General features: G+C 70.7%; 3 protein-coding genes. 1 reads left to right on the forward strand and 2 read right to left on the reverse strand.

The features are described 5' to 3' along the window. Window positions 1-111 precede the first annotated feature (111 nt). On the reverse strand, window positions 112-477 hold the full coding sequence (locus tag ACY5KJ_RS15850) for an STAS domain-containing protein (protein ID WP_462186816.1): 366 nt from the start codon (window positions 475-477) through the stop codon (window positions 112-114). A 316-nt stretch (window positions 478-793) separates the two neighbouring features. On the opposite strand from ACY5KJ_RS15850, the gene ACY5KJ_RS15855 reads away from it, so the two are divergent. Next, entirely contained in the window at window positions 794-1,180 is a 387-nt protein-coding gene (locus ACY5KJ_RS15855) for a hypothetical protein (RefSeq protein WP_462186817.1), read from the forward strand. An 80-nt stretch (window positions 1,181-1,260) separates the two neighbouring features. Here ACY5KJ_RS15855 and murA read toward each other — a convergent pair whose 3' ends face one another. Next, the gene (gene murA / locus ACY5KJ_RS15860) at window positions 1,261-2,520 is read right to left on the reverse strand and encodes a UDP-N-acetylglucosamine 1-carboxyvinyltransferase (RefSeq protein WP_462203705.1); all 1,260 of its coding nucleotides are present in this window, start codon (window positions 2,518-2,520) and stop codon (window positions 1,261-1,263) included. Window positions 2,521-2,770: the final 250 nt, after the last annotated feature.

Below are 2,770 nucleotides of genomic sequence, written 5' to 3' on the forward strand. Positions count from 1 at the left end.
GTGCGCAGCCACCCTGGTTCGTTCCGCTCCGGGCTCCGTCCCGATCGGGACGGAGCCCTTCCTGACGGGCCTGGCGGGCGGTCGAACGGATGAGCCGCCCGGGCAGCCCGCTCAGGCGTGGCCGACGTGGACCAGGTCGGCGGCCTCCTCGAACCGCAGCAACCCACCCAGCCGGTCCGCCACGAGCAGGCGTTCAAGCGAGCTCGGCACATCGACCAGCACCATCGAACGGCCCGCGGCACGGGCTCGGCGAGCGATGCCGAGCAGCACCCCCAGCGCGGCATGATCGCCGAGCTCCAGGCCCGCGACGTCGACGCGCAGCGGCCCGCTCCCATTGTCGATCGCCGCGTGCAGCAGGGAGCGTAGTGTCCCCACCGTCCGTACATCCACCCGGCCAACCACGCGGGCCGTCTGCGCGCAGCCGGCCCGCGTGTCCCCGGAGCACTCCAGACTCACCACGTTCACGCCGATGTTCATGTGATCTCCCGTCCCGGCCGTCCGACGCCCCCTCTGTCGTGACGCCGTTGCTACCAGCTATCCGCGCCGATCGCGGGTAGCACTCAGGTGCGGCTCGCCCAGGGCGGACCGCGACATACCCCCTCGTCTCCATCGGACTGTCGCCGTTCGGCCACAGGGAGGTCGGGCCGGTTACCTCGATGGTGGCAGCAGTCGGCGGGCGATGTTTCCTCTGTCGGATTCCGTGGAGGTGTCGCGGCCCGAATCCATGTCCGCCGCGAGGATGTCTGGGACGATGCAAGGTGGCGTCGAAGAGCGGCACGATCGGAGGTGCGGGATGACCGGAACGGCCGGGGCGTTTCTCCTCGAGCCGCTGATCGCGCTGCTGGCCGTCGGCCTGCTGATGGCGATCGGGCGCTGGGCTCATGCTCCGGCACGGCCGCGGCCTGCCGGTTCCGTCCCCGGCCACGACTTCGGTCTGCTCGTCCCGGTGGTCACCGTGGACACCCCCGCCGAGATCACTCGGCTCCGCGCGGCGCTGTGGGCGCGGGGCATCCGCTCGACCTGGGTCACGGCACCGGCCGGTCCGATCCGCATCGACGCCGCCGGGAATATCATCGCCCGGCCGCGGGACCGCCGCCACGTACTCGTGTTCGGCACGGACGCGAACCGAGCCGCCCGTGCCCTCGTGAACCTGCTCGGCTCGCGCCAGCCGCCCACCTGACCCCGCCGGCCGGGCCGGCGGATCACGAGGCCGGTGGGATCAGGCCGAGGCCGGTGAAATCAGGTCGAGACTGGTGGAAATCAGGCTACGGCGCGGTCGGAGACCCGGCGGATGTTGGCGCCGAGGTCCGTCATGTTCTCGACAAACCGGGCGTATCCCCGGTCGATGTGGTGGACGTCGCCTACCTCGGTGACGCCGTCCGCAACCAGGCCGGCGAGCACGAGACCCGCGCCGGCCCGCACGTCGGAGGCCGTCACCCGGGTGCCGGACAGCCGCGGGGTTGGCCGGACGATGACGTGGTGGCCGTCCGTACGCAGGTCGGCGCCGAGTTTGTGCAGCTCGCGGCAGAAGACGAACCGGCTGTCGAAGACGTTCTCGGTGATCAGGGAGGTACCCCGGCTGACCGACTCCAACGCGATGATCTGCGGCAGCAGATCGGTCGGAAAGCCGGGGTACGGCAGCGTCACCACGTCGATCGACCGGGGCCGTCCCCGTCCGACGACCCGGAATCCGTCGTCCCGGACGTCGACCTCGGCACCGGCCTGCACCAACTTCTCCAGGACGATGCCGAGATGAGCAGCCTGACCGTGCCGGATTAGCACGTCGCCGCCGGTCATCAGGGCGCCGATGGCGTACGTGCCGGCAACGATGCGGTCCGGCACCGTCCGGTGTTCCACCGGGGTGAGGTGGTCGACCCCGTCGATGATCAGTGTCGACGATCCCGCGCCGTCGATGCGCCCGCCCATCGCCGTCAGCATCGCGCACAGGTCGGCGATCTCGGGTTCCTGGGCGGCATTGTCGATCACCGTCGTCCCCTTGGCGAGAACCCCGGCCATCAACAGGTTCTCGGTGGCGCCCACGCTGGGGAAGTCGAGCCAGATCGAGGCTCCCTGCAGCCGGCCGGAGCAGCGGGCGACGAGGACTCCGGACTCGACGTCGACCAGCGCACCGAGTTTGGTCAGGCCGTTGACATGAATGTCGAGCGCGCGCGATCCGATCGCGTCTCCACCGGGCAGGGCGACCCGCGCCTCCCCGCGGCGGGCGACCAGCGGACCGAGCACCGCCACCGACGCCCTGATCTGCCGCACCAGTTCACCATCGGCCGCGATGCCCGGAGCCTGGGGAACCTCAATGCTCAGCCGCCCGCCGGCGGCGTCCCGCTCGACGGTCGCACCGAGCCCCGCCAGTACCTTGGACATCACCGACACGTCCAAGATGTCGGGAACGGCGGACAGCATCGTCCGGCCCGCGGCCAGCAGGCTCGCGGCCATCAGCTTCAACACCGAGTTCTTCGCGCCCGGGACGGCGACCTCGCCGGCCAGCCGGGTACCGCCTGTCACAACGAAGCGCTCCACGAACCTCGATGCTAGGTCCTGGCCTGAAGATCTTCACCGCCACCCGCCGGACCAACCGGCGCAACCCTGCGCGGTCGCCTCATTTCGCTGCGTCGGACGGGAGGACGGACACCCCGTCGTGGGTGCGGATAAACGGCTCGAGCCGCTCGTCCCTTCGGCCTAGTCCCCGACGACGCGACCGCGCTCTACGCCCGGATCTGACAACCCGGGCCGCGCGGTCAACGACTGCCTAGAG

This window comes from Frankia sp. CcWB3 (genome assembly GCF_977927595.1).

Coding starts and splice junctions, on each gene's coding strand:
- ACY5KJ_RS15850 (WP_462186816.1), bottom strand. CDS start 477: ATGAACATCGGCGTGAACGTGGTGAGTCTGGAGTGCTCCGGGGACACG.
- ACY5KJ_RS15855 (WP_462186817.1), top strand. CDS start 794: ATGACCGGAACGGCCGGGGCGTTTCTCCTCGAGCCGCTGATCGCGCTG.